The 16105-nt window shown below is 70.1% G+C and carries 13 protein-coding genes; 11 read left to right on the plus strand and 2 right to left on the minus strand.

Going from position 1 to position 16105, the window contains the following annotated elements; translation table 11 throughout:
- Window positions 1-163: 163 nt before the first annotated feature.
- The 5 genes from ACFU5G_RS15030 to rplI all read left to right on the plus strand — a co-directional run bounded on the left by ACFU5G_RS15030 (window position 164) and on the right by rplI (window position 4701).
- Window positions 164-2749, plus strand: coding sequence for a transglycosylase domain-containing protein (locus ACFU5G_RS15030; protein ID WP_377245906.1), 2586 nt, complete (start codon window positions 164-166; stop codon window positions 2747-2749).
- A gap of 216 nt (window positions 2750-2965) precedes the next feature.
- Window positions 2966-3256 carry a 30S ribosomal protein S6 gene (gene rpsF, locus ACFU5G_RS15035; RefSeq protein ID WP_020013534.1) on the plus strand — a complete coding sequence of 97 codons (291 nt, stop codon included), beginning with the start codon at window positions 2966-2968 and terminating at the stop codon, window positions 3254-3256.
- A 110-nt stretch (window positions 3257-3366) separates the two neighbouring features.
- On the plus strand, window positions 3367-3918 hold the full coding sequence (locus ACFU5G_RS15040) for a single-stranded DNA-binding protein (protein ID WP_182620109.1): 552 nt from the start codon (window positions 3367-3369) through the stop codon (window positions 3916-3918).
- Window positions 3919-3997: 79 nt separating this feature from the next.
- Entirely contained in the window at window positions 3998-4234 is a 237-nt protein-coding gene (gene rpsR / locus ACFU5G_RS15045; RefSeq protein WP_020013532.1) for a 30S ribosomal protein S18, read from the plus strand.
- Between the two features lie 17 nt (window positions 4235-4251).
- Window positions 4252-4701 carry a 50S ribosomal protein L9 gene (gene rplI, locus ACFU5G_RS15050; RefSeq protein ID WP_182620110.1) on the plus strand — a complete coding sequence of 150 codons (450 nt, stop codon included), beginning with the start codon at window positions 4252-4254 and terminating at the stop codon, window positions 4699-4701.
- Between the two features lie 163 nt (window positions 4702-4864).
- Here rplI and ACFU5G_RS15055 read toward each other — a convergent pair whose 3' ends face one another.
- Complete coding sequence (locus ACFU5G_RS15055) at window positions 4865-6250, minus strand: hypothetical protein (RefSeq protein WP_377245909.1); 1386 nt, start codon at window positions 6248-6250, stop codon at window positions 4865-4867.
- Between the two features lie 60 nt (window positions 6251-6310).
- On the opposite strand from ACFU5G_RS15055, the gene ACFU5G_RS15060 reads away from it, so the two are divergent.
- The 5 genes from ACFU5G_RS15060 (at window position 6311) to ACFU5G_RS15080 (ending at window position 13564) form a co-directional block, all read left to right on the plus strand.
- On the plus strand, window positions 6311-7723 hold the full coding sequence (locus ACFU5G_RS15060) for an ABC transporter substrate-binding protein (protein ID WP_377245912.1): 1413 nt from the start codon (window positions 6311-6313) through the stop codon (window positions 7721-7723).
- A 45-nt stretch (window positions 7724-7768) separates the two neighbouring features.
- The gene (locus tag ACFU5G_RS15065) at window positions 7769-8671 is read left to right on the plus strand and encodes a carbohydrate ABC transporter permease (protein ID WP_377245915.1); all 903 of its coding nucleotides are present in this window, start codon (window positions 7769-7771) and stop codon (window positions 8669-8671) included.
- Window positions 8668-9534 (plus strand): carbohydrate ABC transporter permease, encoded by an 867-nt coding sequence (locus ACFU5G_RS15070; protein WP_377245918.1) that lies wholly within the window; start codon window positions 8668-8670, stop codon window positions 9532-9534. Before ACFU5G_RS15065 ends, ACFU5G_RS15070 begins: the two co-directional genes overlap by 4 nt.
- Before the next feature lie 53 nt (window positions 9535-9587).
- Window positions 9588-10742, plus strand: a complete 1155-nt coding sequence (locus ACFU5G_RS15075; RefSeq protein WP_377245920.1) for an ROK family transcriptional regulator — start codon at window positions 9588-9590, stop codon at window positions 10740-10742.
- 299 nt (window positions 10743-11041) lie between these two features.
- Complete coding sequence (locus tag ACFU5G_RS15080; RefSeq protein WP_377245923.1) at window positions 11042-13564, plus strand: hypothetical protein; 2523 nt, start codon at window positions 11042-11044, stop codon at window positions 13562-13564.
- Between the two features lie 135 nt (window positions 13565-13699).
- On the opposite strand, the gene ACFU5G_RS15085 is transcribed toward ACFU5G_RS15080, so the two are convergent.
- Window positions 13700-14410: a DUF305 domain-containing protein gene (locus ACFU5G_RS15085; RefSeq protein WP_377245929.1), complete on the minus strand. Its 711-nt coding sequence runs from the start codon at window positions 14408-14410 to the stop codon at window positions 13700-13702.
- Between the two features lie 287 nt (window positions 14411-14697).
- On the opposite strand from ACFU5G_RS15085, the gene ACFU5G_RS15090 reads away from it, so the two are divergent.
- Entirely contained in the window at window positions 14698-16071 is a 1374-nt protein-coding gene (locus ACFU5G_RS15090; protein ID WP_377245926.1) for an LVIVD repeat-containing protein, read from the plus strand.
- Window positions 16072-16105: the final 34 nt, after the last annotated feature.

The raw sequence follows: 16105 nt of genomic DNA on the forward strand, positions 1-16105 counted from the left end.
TGAAAAGACCCGATCGGCGCCGGCAGGAGCCTTTGTGACCCGTGTCGCGGACACGGGCCGTGCACAGAGAAACCGCGTTTGCGCTACTTGCTACGAACATCGATCCTCTATCGTTTCGACGGTTCAGTGCGCCCACTGGACTGATTCGAGGAACGAGGAAGACGTGGCGAACAGGAGTCCCTCTCCGATTCCGATCTGGCCGCAGACGCCCCGACGCCGGCGTGGCATCTGGAACTACCCGCGGCCGCATCGCACGGGCCTGCGCGCGTGGGTCCCGTCGTGGCGCGTGGTCGTCGGCACCGGGCTGACCCTGCTGTCGCTCGGCGTCGGTGTGTTCACCGCCGGCTGGATCGGCTGGCCGGTGCCCGACGCGCGCGCGTCGATCGGCTCGGAGACCACCACCGTCTACTACGCGGACAACAAGGTGATGGGTAAGTTCGCGGCCGTCGACCGCACCATCCGGTCGCTGGACGAGCTGCCCCCGTACATCGGCCAGGCCGTCATCGCGTCCGAGGACCAGGGCTTCGAGGACCACATGGGCGTCGACCCGGTGGGTATCGTCCGTGCGGCCATCAGCAACGTGACCGGCGGTGGCCGCCAGGGCGCGTCGACGCTGACGCAGCAGTACGTGGAGAACACGTACTACGAGCCGGGCCAGTCCTCCTACGCGGACAAGTTCCGCGAGATCATCCTGGCCCTCAAGGTGGACCAGGAGAAGACGAAGGACGAGATCCTCGAGGGTTACGTCAACAGCATCTACCTGGGCCGCGGCGCCTACGGCTTCGAGGCCGCGGCGAAGGCGTACTTCAACAAGCCGGCGGCCGAGCTCACCGTCTCGGAGACCGCGATGCTGGTGGGCATCATCCCGTCGCCGTCCTACTGGGACCCGCGCTTCGGCGAGGAGTCGAAGGCCGTCGCAGAGCAGAAGTGGGCCCGTGTGCTGCGGAACATGGCCGACATGGGTTACATCACCCAGGAGGAGCGGAAGTCCGCGACCTTCCCCGAGCCCATCGAGTACAAGCCGGCCTCGCGCGCCGGCCAGGTGGGCTACCTGCTCGAGGAGGTCCGCAAGGAGCTCGCCGACCCCAACGGGGCGAACATCAGCGAAGAGGAGCTCATGACCAACGGTTATGAGATCCACACGACCATCAACTCGAAGTACCAGAAGGCCGCGGTAAAGGCCGCCAGGTCCATCCCGTACGAGGGCGAGAACGCGGCGTCCGAGCGGCTGGGCGTCTCGATCGTGTCCATCGACCCCAAGGACGGCGCGGTCCGCGCCCTGTACGGCGGCAAGGACTACGAGGAGAGGCAGTTCAACGCCGCCACGGACGGCGAGGCGCAGGGTGGCTCCACGTTCAAGCCGTTCACCCTGATCGGCGCGCTCGAGGACGGTCACGAGCTCAACGAGTACTACAACGGCAACAGCCCGATGCAGATCCCGGGCTGGAGCGTGCAGAACAAGGAGACCGGTGTCGAGGAGGAGAAGGAGCTCACCAACTTCGGTACCCAGGCGGGCGGCGAGTCCTACGGCGACATCGACCTCGTCGATGCCACCGCCAACTCCGTGAACACGGTCTACGCGCAGCTCAACGTCAAGATCGGGGCGAAGAAGTCGCAGGACGTCGCGATCCGCGCGGGCATCCCCAAGGAGGCGACGAACAGCGAGCTGTCGAACGTGCTGGGCACGTCGAACGTGCACCCGATCGACCTCGCGGGTGCCTACGCCACGTTCGCCGCGCAGGGCACCCGGCACGAGACGCACATCCTGACGTCGGTGAAGCAGGGCGAGGACACCCTCTGGCAGTTCACCGGCGAGAACACCAAGAAGGACATCATCGACCCCGTCGTGATGGCCAAGGCCACCTATGCGATGCAGCAGGTCGTGAACGAGGGCTCCGGAACCCCTGCGAAGGAGCTGCTCGGCCCCGACGGCGAGCAGCGCCCCGTCGCCGGCAAGACCGGGTCCACCAACGGCAACAGGTCCGCGTGGTTCGCCGGGTACATCCCGCAGCTCGCGACCGTGGTCGGTCTCTACCAGTCCACCGAGGCCGGCGGAGAGGACAGCATCACCCCGTTCGGCCAGTGGGCCGGTGGCAGCCTGACCGGTGGTACCTGGCCGGTCACGGCCTGGACGCAGTACATGCAGGAGATCACGAAGGGCATGGAGGTCGAGCCGTTCCCGGACTACGTCCCCCCGGCCCCCAAGCCGTCGCCCACGCCCACCCCCTCGCCGACGCCGTCGGAGGAGGACCAGATGGTGATGGTCCCGACCGGGCTCGTGGGTCAGCAGTTCGCGGCCGCCGCTTCCGCCCTCTCCGGCGCCGGGGTGAACCCACAGCTCATCGAGGTCCCGAGCGACCAGCCGCCGGGCACCGTGCTCTCCGTCGAGAAGGAGGGCCAGGAGGTGCCCCGGGGCAAGAACATCAGGGTCGAGGCGTCGACCGGCCCGGAGCAGCCCGAGGCCACCTCCGTGCCGGGGGGTCTGATCGGCAGCAGCGAGGGCAGCGCCCGCGGCAAGGTCCAGGGTGCCGGCCTCGAACCGGTCGTCGTGTACCAGGCGTCCGACGACGTCCGGCAGGGCAGCGTCATCGACGTCAGCCCCGGCGAGGGCACCCAGGTGGAGTCCGGCAGCCAGGTGCAGCTGATCGTCTCGTCCGGCCCGGACGTCGGAATCCCGACCGGCGAGCCGACCGGCGGTGGCGGTGGCGGTGGCGGCGGTGGTGGCGGCAACGGGAACAACAGCCCGTAGCCGTCCGGCGGCCGATGGTCGAGGGGTCGTCTCCTGAGGGAGGCGGCCCCTCGGCCGTCCCCGGGGCCGGTCCTGGCTCGGGCGGCGGGGTGTGAGAGGGGTCTCGCGCGCTCGTTTCCGTCGTCGCGCACATGCCAGGTAGGCTTGACCCTTGCTGTGAACCCTCCTGTCACGGAACGACCGTGACCGCTGAGACCAGAGGAGGTGGGTATACACATGCGTCAGTACGAACTGATGGTGATCCTGGACCCGGAGGTCGAGGAGCGCACCGTTGCCCCGTCGCTCGACAAGTACCTGTCGGTCATCTCGACCGAGGGTGGCTCCGTCGACAAGGTGGACATCTGGGGCCGTCGCCGCCTCGCGTTCGACATCGCGAAGAAGTCCGAGGGCATCTACGCCGTCGTCGACTTCACCTCGACGTCGGACACCGCCAAGGAGCTGGACCGGCAGCTCGGCCTCAACGAGGTCGTCCTCCGTACCAAGATCCTGCGCACCGGCGACAAGTAAGTCGTCGGATCTGAACCTCCTACGCCCGCGCGAGTGTCAGTGGTTCGTGGTTGCATTCACCGCGAGCCCGGACAACGCGTACGGAACGTCGACTGAATCGAGGAATTGGCATGGCTGGTGAAACTGTCATCACAGTGATCGGGAACCTCACCGGGGACCCGGAGCTGCGCTTCACCCCTTCCGGTGCGGCGGTCGCCAACTTCACGGTGGCGTCGACCCCGCGGACCTTCGACCGCCAGAGCAACGAGTGGAAGGACGGGGAGACCCTGTTCATGCGCTGCTCGATCTGGCGCGAGGCCGCGGAGAGTGTCGCGGAGTCGCTGACCAAGGGCACGCGCGTCATCGCGCAGGGTCGCCTGGTCCAGCGTTCCTACGAGACCCGTGAGGGCGAGAAGCGCACCGTCGTGGAGCTGCAGGTGGACGAGATCGGTCCGTCCCTGCGCTACGCCACGGCCAAGGTCACCCGGGCCCAGCGGTCCGGTGGTGGCGGCGGCTTCGGTGGCGGCGGCGGTGGAGGCTACAACGGAGGCGGCGGCCAGCAGGGCGGCGGCTCCGGCGGAGGATTCAGCTCTTCCGGTGGCGGTCAGAGCAATGACGACCCGTGGGCCACGGCAGGCCCGGCGTCGTCGGGCGGCTCGTTCTCGGACGACCCGCCGTTCTGATCGGCACCACCCAGTTCACCTTTTTTGCTCGCGCGGCCTGCCAGGCCTCGTGAGCAGCACCTGACGAAGGAGCAACACCATGGCGAAGCCTGTGGTGCGCAAGCCCAAGAAGAAGATCAACCCGCTGAAGTCCGCGAAGATCGCCAACATCGACTACAAGGACACGGCGCTGCTGCGCAAGTTCATCTCCGACCGCGGAAAGATCCGTGCCCGTCGCGTCACCGGCGTCTCCGTCCAGGAGCAGCGTCAGATCGCGAAGGCCGTGAAGAACGCCCGCGAGATGGCCCTGCTGCCGTACACGTCGACGGCTCGCTGAGGAAGGGATCGAGAACAATGGCAAAGCTGATCCTGACCCACGAGGTGACCGGCCTGGGCGAGCCCGGCGACGTTGTTGAGGTGAAGGACGGGTACGCCCGTAACTTCCTCATCCCGCGTTCGCTGGCGACCCCTTGGACCAAGGGCGCCGAGTCCGACATCAACGCGATCCGCAAGGCTCGCAAGACCCGCGAGATCGCCTCGCTGGACGACGCGAAGGCCCTGGCCTCCTCGCTGTCCGCGAAGCCGGTCGTCGTCGCGGCTAACGCCGGCCCCGGTGGCCGTCTGTTCGGCGCGGTGACCACGGCGGACATCGCCGGTGCGGTTGCCGCTGCCGGTGGCCCGTCGGTCGACAAGCGCAAGATCGAGATCGGTCAGTCCATCAAGACGACCGGTGACTACACGGTGTCGATCCGCCTGCACCCCGAGGTGTCGGCCAAGATCGGCGTCCAGGTTGTCGCCGGCTGAGCTTCGGCTCAGCTGATCGCCTGATCGCGAGAAGGCCCCGGTTCCCCCTGTGGGAGCCGGGGCCTTCTGCTGTCCGGACGGGGTGTGCCGCGCGAAGGTGCGCTTCTAGTCAGTCATTCGGCCCGGAACACGGCTGTTTTCGGGCCTAATCGCTGGGTAGACATCACGCCGACGGCGGGGCCGGGGTCGGCAGGATGCACTCGTCCGTGGACAGCAGTACGTCCAGGGTCAGGGCTGCCGTCCAGGAGAACTGGCGCGTGCCCCGGCCGGTCCCCGTGTCCGGATCCGTGTACTCGGGGAAAATCTCCGGCTCCGCGACGGCGAAGTGCTCGCGCAGGCGGGCAGCCAGGTCGTCGCGGCCCAGCGTCTGGACCGCGCGCAGCAGCAGCCACGACATGTTGAACCACGCGGGTCCCCGCCAGTACAGGGCGGGGTCGAACGCCGGGTCCTCGCGTGAGGTGCTCGGCAGGTTCGGCCCGCCCCCGAGGAATCCCGGACCGGCGAGCGTCGCGAGCAGCCGCTCGGCACGGCCTGGCCCCAGGAGCGCGCCCGCGCCTGTGGTCGTTCCTGACGTCCTGCCCGACCTCGCTGCGCTGGTCCCGGCCGGCTCCGGGCCACCGGCGAGCAGCAGCGGAACCAGGCCGTTCACTGTGGCCCGGCGCACGCGCTGACCTGTCGTGTCGTCGAGCGCGACGTACTGGCCCAGGTCGTCGTCCCACAGGTGCTCGTCCATCGCGGCGACCACGCGGGCGGCGGTCGCCTCGTGCACATCGGCCCGCGCGTCACCACCGCCGTCGGACAGCGCCTCTGCCATCCGGGCGAGGGCGATCTCCGAAACGGCCAGCAGCGTGCTGAACAGGGGGCACACCATCGCGAACCCGACCGGGACGTCGTCGGCGCAGCCGGCGTCGCGGTACGTCTCGGCGAGCCGGTAGTAGCGGCGGTAGTCGCGGCTGCCGGGGCGTTCGCCGGTGCCGGCGTGCCGCAGGTCCGGCCGTCGCACGGGGGTGCGCGACCGGGGCGGTACCCGTTCGAGCGCGGCGTCCCACAAGGGCGAGTTGTCGGTCCCCGTCTCCCACGGGTGCTTGGTCACCGGTAGCCCTGCGCCGCCCGCACGGAGCCCGTGCAGGTACTCGTGCCAGCGCGCGAGCCGAGGGTAGACGCGCGCCAGGAAACCCTCACGCGCGGACCCGGCCAGGTCGGCGCAGTGCACGAGCCACGCGGCCCAGGCGTGCACCGGCGGCTGCACCAGCCCGGAGGTCGCCGCACCCCAGAACCCGGCTCCGGGCGCGTAGTCGTCGTCGCGGCCGACGTCGTAGACGATCTGCGGCACCCGCCCGTCGGGCCACTGCGCGTCGAGGAGCGTGACCAGCTCGGCGCGGGCACGCCCCGGCTCGCGGTGCCGGTTCCCGATCGCGACGAACGCCGAGTCCCAGCTCCACTGGTGGGGGTACAGCCCGGTCGCCGGGACGGTGTGCCGGCCGGTCCAGTTGCTGTTCAGGACACGGGTGGCGGCGTCGACCGCATCTTCCTCAAAGTCCTTGTGCATCTTTCGACAATAGGTTAGACATAAGTGCCAGATCTACTCACTCGATGACGAGGAGAAGTCATGCTCCGGCACCACCGCGCGGCCACGGCCCGCCTCACGATCGCGGCGGGCACCGCCGTGGCAGCGCTCCTCACGCTCACGGCCTGCGGCAGCGGAGGCGCGGAGTCGGACGGGACGGTCACCGTCTGGACGGTCGAGACCCAGCCCGAGCGGCTCGCGATACAGCAGGCCGCGATGGACGCCTGGGCCGAGGAGTCCGGCCTGGAGACCGAGCTGGTACCGGTCGAGGAGGACCAGGTCTCCCAGCTCCTGTCCGCCGCGGCGCTCTCCGGCGAGGACATGCCCGATGTCGTCAACGCGATCAGCCCCGGGCTGGTCCGGTCGTTCGACCGGGACGGCTACCTCGACCGGGACGCCGCCGCCGAGGTGGTCGACGCGCTCGGCGCCGACACGTTCACGCCGCAGGCCCTGGAGCTGACCAGCGACGGCGACGAGCTGCTCGCCGTCCCCTCGGACGCCTGGCCGATGATGGTCTACTACCGCACCGACCTGTTCGAGGAGGCGGGCCTGGAGCCGCCCACCACCTACGACGACCTGCGGGCAGCCGCCGAGGAGCTGACGGCCGACGGGCGGTACGGGATCACGCTGTCCACCGACGCGGCCGACCCGTTCACGCAGCAGACGCTGGAGTTCCTGGCCCAGGGCAACGGCTGCGAGCTCGTGGACGACGCCGGAGAGGCGACCCTCGACAGCCCCGCCTGCACCGAGACCATCGGGCTGTACGGCGAACTGGCCGGCGAGTTCTCGCCCGAGGGCTCGCAGGGCGTCGAGTCCACGCGCGCGTCGTACTTCGCAGGGCAGGCCGCGATGGCGGTCTGGTCGTCGTTCCTGCTGGACGAGATGGCCGGGCTGCGGGAGGAGTTCACGCCGTCGTGCGACGAGTGCGCCGACGACCCGGGCTGGCTCGCCGAGAACACCGGCGTGGTCCCCGTGGTGGAGGGGCCGTCGGCGGGCGGTGACGGCGGGGACGCGGCCGGCTACGTCGAGTTCGTGTCCTGGGGCATCACCGACGGGGCGGACCCCGAGACCGCGGACTTCGTGGAGTACATGATGTCCGACGCCTACGTGGACTGGCTGGCCATGGCCCCGGAGGGCAAGGTGCCGGTGCGCACCGGCACGGCCGACGGCCCCACCGAGTACACGGACGCCTGGTCCGGGCTGGAGATCGGCATCGACTCCCGCCAGACGTTCTCCGACGTCTGGCCCGCCGAGGTGACCGACACCCTCGCCGCCGCGCCGGCGTCCGCCGACCGCTGGGCGCTGCCGCAGGGCCAGGGCGCGATCCTGGGCCCGATCACGAGCGAGCTCCCGCTCGCCAAGGCCGCCGCGGACCTCGGTTCGGGCAGCGTCGACGCAGCGCAGGCGCAGGCCGCCATGCAGGAAGCGGTGGCCGAGATCGCCGGCCGGGACTGACCCGTGGCGCGGGTCAGGGAGGGGCGCTTCCGAACGGGGAGGGGCGTGCCGACGTCGAAGCTGCGCGGGCGGGAGAACCGCGACGGAATCACGCTGGTCGCGCCGGTGGTGCTGGTGGTGGCCGCGATCATCGTGGTCCCCATCGTGTGGACCGTGGTGCTGTCCTTCCAGGACGCGCGCTACGTGGACGTGGCGCGCAACGGCCTGTTCAACGAGCTCACGCTCGACAACTACGCCGACGTGCTCACGTCGCCGGCCTTCTGGCAGGCGCTGGTGACCACCGTCCAGTACTCGGTGGCGACCACCGTCGGGTCGATCACCGTTGGCCTCGTTGCGGCGCTCGCGTTCCGGGACCGGTTCCGGTTCCGCGCGCCGCTGCGCGCCGTCATGCTCCTGCCGTACGTGGCGCCCGTCGTGGCCACCACGTTCGTGTGGCAGGTGGCGCTGAACCCGCAGTACGGCGTGGTCAACGCGTTCGGCACGCAGGTGCTCGGCTGGGAGCACCCGGTCAACTTCCTCTCGGCCGCGCCCACGGCGCTCGGCACCGTGATCGTCTACGACATCTGGCGGTACTTCCCGTTCGCGTTCCTCTTCCTGGGGGCGGCCCTGACGGGCCTCAGCAAGGAGATCGAGGAGGCCGCCGTGGTCGACGGCGCCACACCGCTGCAGAAGTTCTGGTTCGTGGTGCTGCCCCAGCTGCTGCCCACGGTCGCCCTGCTGGTGCTGTTCCGCATGGTCATGGCCTTCAACGAGTTCGACGACGTCTACCTGCTCACCGGCGGCGCTGCCGGGACGCAGGTGGCCTCGGTGCGGGTGTTCGAGCAGCTCACCGGGTCGAGCGACATCGGCGGCGCCAGCGCGACCGCAGCGGTGATGGCCGTGTTCCTGGGGATCGCGCTGGCGATATACCTGCGCCTGACGGCCCGGCAGCGGGAGGAGAACCGATGAGCGCCGTGTCCGTCCAGAGCAGCGTGCTGCGGGTGCTGCGCGTCGTCGTCATCGTCGCGCTCGTCGCGGCGACCGTGCTCCCGTTCGTCTACATGCTGAGCCTCAGCTTCGTGCGCATCGACGACCTGCTGCGCGACCCCCTGCGGGTGCTGCCGCAGCTCGACCGGATCACCACCGACACCTACCGCGCGGTACTGGCCTCCGAGGAGGACGGCGGGTACGGGTTCGGTCGGTTCATGCGGAACTCCGCGGTCGTCGCCGTCGCGGCGTCGGCGCTGACCGTGGCGCTGGTGGTGCCGGCGTCGTACGCGCTGACCCGGCTGCGGTTCGCCGGGCGCTCGCAGGTCTCGTGGCTGTTCCTGGCCGTGTACCTGTTCCCGACGATCATCATCGCGGTGCCGGTGTTCGTCGGGTTCCAGGTGCTGGGGCTCGGGTCGTCGCTGGTCGGGCTGGTGATCGCGTACATCGCGCTGACCGTGCCCGTCTCGGTGCACATGCTCCGCAACTACCTGGCGGGCATCCCCGAGTCGATCGACGAGGCAGCCGTGATCGACGGCGCCTCCCGGTTCCAGATCATGACCCGCATCACCGTGCCGCTCGCGATGCCGACCATCATGTCGACCGCGCTGTACTCGTTCATGATCGCCTGGAACGAGTTCCTGTTCGCCCTGCTGTTCCTGTCGGCCAAGCAGGACCTGTGGACGGTCTCCCTCGGCCTGACCCGCCTCGCGGACGGTCAGGAGGTGTCGAAGACGGTTCTCATGGCGGGCAGCGTGCTCCTTACCGTGCCGATCGTGATTTTGTATGGAGTGGCCGAGCGCGCCCTCACCGAGGGGCTGACCGCGGGGGCCGACAAGGGCTGATCGGCCCGGGAAGCGCAAGGGCTGGTCGGCCCGGGAAAGAACTGAGGAAGAACGTGGCAGCAGGCGCGGGCGAGATCCTGCAGCTCATCCGGAGCGGACGGGCGACGACGCGCATCCAGGTGCTGGAGGCGACGGGGCTGTCGCGGGTCACCGTGGCGCAGCGGATGGACGCGCTGCTGGCGGCGGGCATCATCCGCACGGCGGGCGACGCCGGGGCGACGGGCGGAAGGCGCTCGGAGCGGTTCGTGTTCGACCCGGCCGACTCGCTGGTGCTGGTGGCGGCGCTGGAGTTCGAGAGGGCGGAGCTCGCCGTCGTCGACCCGCACGGTGCGCTGCTCGCCCGCACGGTGCTGGCAGTGGACCTCGCGGTCGGGCCGGAGGCGGTGCTGCCGCAGCTGCTGGACGGCTTCGACGACCTGCTGGCCGACGCCGGGATCAAGCCCGCCTCCGTCGGCGGGGTCGCGCTGTCGGTGCCCGGTCCCGTGGACCCGCACGACCACCGCCTGTCCGACCCGCCGGTCATGCCGGGCTGGGGCGCCTGGCCCGTGGTGGAGGCCGTGTGCGCCCGGTTCGACGTGCCGGTGCACCTCGAGAACGACGCCGACGCGACGGCTTACGGCGAGTTCACCGAGCTCGGCGCGGGCCGCGACGGGCGCCCGGAGCCGTTCGTGCTGGTCAAGGTGTCGCGGTTCCTCGGGGCGGGCCTCGTCATCGACGGCCGCACCTACCGCGGGACCGACGGCGGGGCGGGCGACATCGGGCACGTCGACGTCGGCGGCGACGCCGTCTGCCGCTGCGGACGCCGGGGCTGCCTCGCCGCGGAGGCGGGCGGCACGGCGCTGCTGCGCCGGCTCGGGGAGGCTGGGTCCGACGTCGGCTCGCTGGCCGAGCTGCGGGCGCACGCCGAGCGCGGCGACCCGCTCGTCACGGCCGAGCTCGAGCGGGCCGCCGGGCTGATCGGGAGGGTGCTGGCCGTGGTGGTCGGGGTGCTCAACCCGGCCGACCTCGTCGTCGCCGGCGAGCTGGCTGTGCCGGCCATGATCGCCGGCATCCGGGCGGGCGTGTACGCGGGGGCGCAGCCGCGGGCGACGGCCCGGCTGCGGATCCGGGCCGCCGCGCTGGGGCCGGACGCCGTGCTCGTCGGGCTGGCGCGGGTCGCCGTCGACGACCGGTTCTCGGCCGAGTCGGTCGACGCCCGGCTCGGCTGACTTCGGGTCAGTAGAACCGTTTCGGGCGAGCGGGTGATCTTCGCTCCTTTACTGAGTTGTGATCAGTAAAAGCGTTCCGCAGGACTGAACGCGCGGGTAACTTCTGCGCAGATGCCCACCACCACGGGCTTCGTGCTCGCCAACGGCGGCGAGCCCGGCGGGCAGGGGCGCCGGTCCGACAACTTCCGCGGGGCGACGAAGCCCGCAGGACGAGAGGCGAACCTATGACGCAGCTCCATGCATCACCGAGACCACGATCAGGACCCGGACCGACGATCCTCGCCGCGGTAGGCGTAGCCATGCTGCTGGTCGGTGCCATCGTTGCCACGGCCTTCATGCTCCTGTTCCAGGGCAGCGTCGCGAACGGCGCGGTCCAGCTCGACGACGGCGCCAGCACCCTGAACGACGGCGTCCAGGCCGAGCTGGTCTCCGGCGTCGGCGACCTGAGCGCCGGCGCCACCGAGCTCAACAACGGTGTGCAGAACGACGTGGTGCCGGGCGCGGAGAAGCTCGCGGACGGAACCGCGGAGCTCGACGCAGGCTCCGCGAAGCTGCGCGCGGGCGTGATCAAGCTGCACGACGGGTCCAAGAAGATCGCGGACGGTACCGCGGAGACCGCGTCGGACGTCTCCGACCTTGCGGACGCCTCGCTGCTGCTCACCGCCGGTCAGACGAAGCTGAACGACGGGCTCGGCGATCTCAGTGCTGGTGCGGGGGAGCTCAACGCCGGTCTCGGAACCCTGAACGCCAAGGCGCCCGCGCTGGCCGACGGTGCCCAGCGGTTGGCCGGCGGGTCGCTTCTCGTGGCGGCCGGCGTCGCGACAGTGAGCGACGGCGTGACCCCACTCGATGCTGGTGCTCGTCAGCTGGCGTCCGGTTCCGGACAGGTGCGGGCGGGCGTTGCGACGGTCAGCGCCGGGGTGACCCCGCTCGACGCGGGCGCACGTCAGCTGGCGTCCGGGTCCCTGCTCGTTCGAGCCGGCGTGGTGAAGGTCGACGAAGGCGTGAGCCCGCTCGACGCGGGTGCACAGCGATTGGCTTCCGGCTCCCATGAACTGCAGGCCGGCGTAGTGACTCTGAACAGCAAGGCGCCGGCACTCGTCGCAGGCGCCGACCAGCTCGCGGAAGGATCCGCCCTGGTCTACGGGGGAAGTGCGGCGCTCAACAACGGCCTCTCGAGGCTCGACGACAGTGGCGACGAGCTTCTCAACGGGACCAGCGCTCTCCGGGCGGGTGCGGGCGATGTCTCGGATGGTGCTGCTGCCTTGGACGCCGGGGCCGATCAGGTCGCTGGCGGTATCGCGCAGCTCCAGGCCGGTGTACCGGCTCTGGTGAAGGGCGCCGCTGACACCGCGGCAGGTGCCGGAAGCGTGGCTTCGGGTTCCGTGCCGGTCGCCGGAGGCGTCGCCGCGGCGAAGAGCGGTGCTGACACCCTGGCGACGAAGATCGGCGGCCTGGTCGCAGGTGCGGAGCAGGTCCAGGGCGGCAACCTTGCCCTCAAGCAGAACCTGGAAGAGCTTGCCGGTGCAACGGACGACCCGACGCTCAAAGCGCAGCTGCAAGCTCTGGCCCAGTCGTCGGGCGACCTGGCGGCCGGTGCCGGGCAGCTCGGGACCGGAGCGGCGCAGGCACAGCACGGCGCGTCTGACCTGGCGTCCTCCCTCGGCACCTTGTCCGCGGGAGCGTCGAAGGTCTCCGACGGCGCTGCTGCGGTGGCCCAGGGATCCAGTCAGGTCTCCGGCGGCATCAGTCGGGTGGGCGACGGGCTGGAGCCGCTCGCTGCAGGCGCAAGGCAAGTGGCTGCCGGCTCGGAGCGGCTCAAGGAGGGTAGTGCCGCGCTGAGCGCTGGCTTTGGAAACTTCGTGCCGGGGATCCAGCAGTACGTGGGTGGCGTTGGTACGGCCTACACCGGTAGTTCGGAGCTCGTGGCAGGTGCGCAGCGAACGGCCGTCGGCAGCGAGGCTCTGGCGGCCGGGGCGGGCGAGCTCGGCGAGGGGTTGCCCGCGCTCCTTTCGGGTGCGACCCAAGTTGCGGACGGCAACGCCGCGCTCGCCGCTGGTACGGGTCAGCTCAAGGGCGGCCTGCCCGCACTGCTCGCCGGTGCAACCCAGGTCGCCGACGGCAACGCCACCTTGGCTGCTGGTACGGGTCAGCTGAAGAGCGGCCTCCCTGCGCTCCTTTCCGGTGCGACCCAGGTTGCGGACGGCAACGCCGCGCTCGCCGCTGGCACGGGTCAGCTCAAGGGCGGCCTGCCCGCGCTGCTTGCCGGTGCGACCCAGGTCGCCGACGGGAACACCGAGCTCGCAGGCCAGACGCCCGCGCTCGTCTCCGGAGTGCGGCAGCTTCACGCCGGTTCGGCGCTGCTGGCCGCTGGGTCCGGAACCGCCTACAACGGCTCCGGCCAGATCCTCGGCGGCATCATCGAGGTGCGCGACCGCGTCGTCCCCAAGGTCGAGAAGTCGCAGAAGCTGGCCGACGGGTCGGTCAAGGTGCGCGACGGCCTGGAGGAGGCCCGCGACGGTGCGCGCGACCTCAACGACGGCACGGGTGCCGTCGACGACGGTACGCACACCCTGGCCGCGGGCGCGGTCACCCTGGCCGACGGCACGCAGCAGCTCGCCGACGGTTCGGTGAAGCTCGCCGCGGGCACGTCCGACGTCGCGTCCGGTACGGCGCAGCTGTCCGACGGCACCGGCGTGCTCCGGACCAGCATGGACAACTCGCCGCTGGGCGCCGTCGGCGTGGTCGTCATCCTGTTGGCGGCGCTCGGTGCGCTGGCCGCCGTCGCGGGTCTGATCCTGCTGGGTCGGCGCCGCGTCTGACCGGTCGGCGGCGGCCTGGTGGGGTCGCCGCCGACCACCCCGCGATCGCCGGGAAACGGAGCACCCGCTCCGTTCCCGGCGATCGTCATGTCACGGGACGCCGGGTCACGAGTCGCCGGGTCACAAGCTGCCGGGTCACAGAGCGTCGAGCATCTGGTCCAGCCGGTCGATCTCCGCCATCTGGTCGGCCGCGATGTTGTTCGCCAGCTCCAGGACCCGCTCCTCGCTGCCCGCCCCGGCGACGTCCTTGCACATGGCCAGCGCACCCTCGTGGTGCTTGATCATGCCCTCCAGGTACAGCCGGTCGAACTCGGCCCCGGACGCGTCCTCCATCTCGGCCATCTGGGCCGCGCTCAGCATGCCGGGCATCTCGGCGTCGTGCCCGTGCTCCGGCGCTCGCGGACCCGAACCGTCGCCGCTCTCGGCGGTCACCGGCACGGGGTAGTCGTTCTCCTCCAGCCAGTCGGACATCAGCTTGATCTCGCTGCCCTGCACCACGTCGATGCGGGTGGCGAAGGTCTTGATCTGCTCGGACTCCGCGCGCTCCGGCGCCAGCACCGACATGTCGATCGCCTGCCCGTGGTGCCAGATCATGTCGGTGAGGAACTCTGCGTCCGCCTTCGAGAACGGCGCCTCGGCGTTGGGCGCCCCCTCGTAGTCCTCGGGCGCGATGGTCTGCGCCGGTTCCCCGGGCTTGCCGGGCTGCACCACGACGGAGCTCGGCGTCGAGACCTCCTCGGGCTCCTCGTCGGGCCCGCAGGCGGACAGCACAAGGGCCGGCGCCAGCACGGCCAGGCCGATCGCGACCGTCCGGACGCGCGATCGTCGTCCGGCACCTGTCAGCATCTCCACGGGCGGATCCTCTCGTACGGGCTGAAGTCCGCGTCATCGTTCGGTCATGGGCTGGGTGGCCGCAGACCATCGGAGGACGTTAGCGCCGGAATCTACCAACACGTCATCACCTGCGGACACCAAGCCCGATGTCGCTTCCGCGCCACTAGGTGGCGCTTTGTCACCACCATGTTAAAGATCACGAAACTCCTGGTCCTGAGAGGTCCCTGTGAGCAACACTGCCCACAACCGACCTAGGAGGTGTGACGCCCGTGCGTCGTCCAACCTTTACCCGACCTCGTGTGCGGGGCGCCGCCGGCGCCGCCCTGGCCGCGATGATCGCGGCCACGGCCTTCGCGGCGCCCGTCGCCGCGGACGTCGCAGCTCCGGACGTCCCGCCGGGCGAGACCGCGTCCGAGAACATGACCCACCTGAGCAACCAGCCCAAGAACGGCGCGCTCCAGGGCACCGGCTCGGACATCGCGTTCCAGGGCAAGTACGCGTTCGCCGGCAACTACGACGGCTTCACCGTGTACGACCTCTCCGACAAGGAGAACCCCGAGCAGGTCGTGCAGGTCTACTGCCCCGGATCGCAGAACGACGTCTCGGTCTACAAGGACATCCTCGTGCTGTCCACGGACTCGTCCCGCAGCGACGACTCCTGCGCCTCGACGTCGCTTCCCGCCACCGAGAAGGCGGCGTGGGAGGGCATCAAGATCTGGGACATCTCCAACCCGCTCGCCCCGGAGTACATCAAGTCGGTCGAGACCGAGTGCGGCTCGCACACCCACTCGCTGGCGCCGTCCAAGAACGGCAAGGACCTCTACGCCTACGTGTCGTCCTACTCGCCCAACGCGACGTTCCCGGACTGCCAGCCGCCGCACGACTTCATCTCGATCGTGAAGATCCCGCTGAAGAAGCCGACGTCGGCCAAGGTCGTCTCCACGCCGGTCCTGTTCCCGGACGGCGGCTACCCGGGTGACCCCAGCCGCAGCGCCTCGACCACGAGCGGCTGCCACGACATCACCACCTACGCCAAGTACGACCTGGCGGCCGGTGCGTGCATGGGTGACGGCATCCTGATGGACATCAAGGACCGCGAGCGTCCCCGCGTCATCAGCCAGGTGCGCGACACGGAGAACTTCGCGTTCTGGCACTCGGCCACGTTCAACAACGACGCCACCAAGGTGGTCTTCACCGACGAGCTCGGCGGCGGCGGTCTCGCGACCTGCACCGGCGAGTACGCGCCGGAGCTGGGCGCCAACGGCATCTACGACATCGAGCGCGGCAAACACGGCAAGAAGGAGCTCGAGCTCAAGTCGTACTACAAGATCCCGCGCATCAACACGGCGGACGAGAACTGCGTGGCGCACAACGGCTCGCTGATCCCGGTCAAGGGCAAGGACATCATGGTCCAGTCCTGGTACCAGGGCGGCGTCTCCGTGTACGACTTCACGGACTCGTCCAACCCACGTGAGCTCGCCTGGTTCGACCGCGGCGAGGGCGTGAGCAGCGGCGGCACCTGGTCGACGTACTACTACAACGGCTACGCCTACTCGAACGACCTCGGCATCGGTTTCGACACGTTCGACATCGACGACTCGATCGACGGCAAGGCCGAGCGCGTCAAGCAGAAGTCGCTCAACCCGCAGATGCAGGAGCCGTTCGGGCACTGACCCGACAGCCGTCTCCGACGTCTGACACCGAGGC

It is taken from the genome of Promicromonospora sp. NPDC057488, from assembly GCF_042802395.1.
In the GTDB taxonomy this organism is placed as follows: domain Bacteria; phylum Actinomycetota; class Actinomycetes; order Actinomycetales; family Cellulomonadaceae; genus Promicromonospora.